Origin of the sequence: Kitasatospora sp. NPDC056800, from assembly GCF_042789775.1 — a bacterium.
In the GTDB taxonomy this organism is placed as follows: domain Bacteria; phylum Actinomycetota; class Actinomycetes; order Streptomycetales; family Streptomycetaceae; genus Kitasatospora.
The window spans coordinates 1-1,844 of record NZ_JBHUAL010000408.1 but is presented as its reverse complement, the minus strand read 5'-3'; the positions used below and the strand labels follow the sequence as shown (position 1 = coordinate 1,844).

At 74.8% G+C, this 1,844-nt stretch carries 2 protein-coding genes; one reads left to right on the top strand and one right to left on the bottom strand.

Features of this window, described 5'->3' with window-relative positions; translation table 11 throughout:
* A partial coding sequence (locus ACFRQN_RS40735) for a serine/threonine-protein kinase (RefSeq protein ID WP_380745682.1) occupies positions 1-974 on the bottom strand: 974 nt, incomplete at its 3' end.
* 406 nt (positions 975-1,380) lie between these two features.
* Between ACFRQN_RS40735 and ACFRQN_RS40730 the strand changes: the two genes are divergently transcribed.
* A complete protein-coding gene (locus ACFRQN_RS40730) occupies positions 1,381-1,581 on the top strand; it encodes a hypothetical protein (RefSeq protein WP_049656200.1) in 201 nt (66 codons plus the stop codon).
* The last annotated feature ends 263 nt before the right edge of the window (positions 1,582-1,844 follow it).

Here is a 1,844-nt window from a genome sequence, read left to right as displayed (position 1 = left end):
GCCCGGGCCGCGGCGGGTGGTTCGGGCGAGCGCCCGGGGGCGGGCACGCCCGGCCGGCCGTTCTCCTGCGGGGCCTGGGCCGGGGCGGGGACCGGCGCGGGGCCGCCCCGGCCGGCTCGCGCCGCGCGGGTGGTGCCGGAGGCCCCGGCCGCGGTCCCGCGCGCGGCCAGTTCGCTGAGCCGCTCGTGCAGTGCGGCGGCCCCGGGCCGTTCGGCGGGTTCCTTGGCCAGGCAGGCCCGGATCAGCGGCGCCAGTTGCGGCGGTACGGCGGCGAGGTCGGGCTCCTCGTGGACGACCCGGTACAGCATCACTTCGGAGGAGGCCCCGGAGCCGAACGGGGTGTCCCCGGTGAGCGCGTACGCGAGGGTGGCCCCGAAGGCGAAGACGTCGGTGGCGGGGGTGACGGCGGCCCCGCGCACCTGCTCGGGCGCGAGGAAGCCGGGGGAGCCGACGGCGGTGCCGACGTGGGTGAGGGTGCTGGCGCCGCGCGACCACGCGATGCCGAAGTCGATGATCCGCGGGCCCCGGGGCGAGAGCAGGATGTTGGAGGGCTTGAGGTCCCGGTGGACCACTCCGGCCTCGTGCACCTTGACCAGTCCGTCGGCCAGCGCGGCCCCGATCCGGGCCGCCTCGGGCCAGTTCAGCGGTCCTTCGTCGCCGACCCGCTTGTACAGCGAGGGCCCGGGGACGTACGCGGTGGCGAGCCAGGGCCGTTCGGTCTCGATGTCCGAGCCGACCACGCGCGCGGTGCAGCCGCCCCGGATCCGGGAGGCGGCGGCGATCTCGCGGGCGAAGCGGGTGCGGAACTCCTGGTCCTCGGCGAGTTCGGCGCGGATCAGCTTGAGGGCGACGCGCTGTCCGCGGCGGTCGGAGCCGAGGTAGACCACGCCCATGCCGCCGGCGCCCAGTCGCCGGTGCAGGCGGTACGGCCCGACGATGCGGGGGTCCTCACGCCTCAGCCGCATCATCGCCATGTTTCGTTCCCCGTCAGCCGGTGGGTGAGGCCCCGTCGGTTGGGCCATCGTCAGTTTCTGTCTGGCACAGCTTACGGACTGCCCGCTGCGGTGTGCTGATACGCAACACCCGTAGCCACCGTGCGATTGTCGGATCTTGCGCTGACCTGCAGGTCACAGGGCCGTCGGAGGGCCTCTCGGGGTTGCCCCTCAGGGTTCCCCCGGGGGTCGGATGAGCCCGCTGTCCCCCTGCGGTAGTAGGCCTCAAGTCCGATCGTCATCCTCCGGGACGTCCGAGGAACAGTACGACGGCATGACGCCCGGAGGGGCCCCCGACCAATAGCGTTGTGCTCAGCGGTGGACGGGGAGCTCGTCCCCCGAGGTAAGCCGTCCACCGCGCCAACTCGACCGGATCAGGAGCCAGGACATGCCACCGCAGCTCACGGGAACCCCCCGCCGCCGTCGGCAGGCCTCCCTCCGGACGGGGTCCGCCGAGCAGCCCACGCGGCACCCCGCCGTGGCGTTGGCCATGGCCCTGCCGTGCGCCGTGCTGCTGGTGCTGCTCTTCGGAGGGTGGGAGCAGATGGCGAACCAGGCCCAGGCCGTCGCCGATCTGATCGCCCGCTGAGCAGGGGAAGAAGAAGGACACCGGCCCCGAGGCCGGTCGAAGACGGGCACCGAACCCCTGGGGACGGGGAGCGGTGCCGCCGGGGAGGCCGCGGCCGCGATGACACGCGGACGGGCGTGGGCGGTGCGCAGAGCGCCCCGGCAGGCGGAGACGCCGCGTACGGACGTCGGTGAGGGGGGGCGGACCCCCCGCGTGACATTTTAACGCGCGACCCCCCCCCCCCCCCCGCGCCCCCCCCCACCCCCACCCGCCCCCCAAAAGGC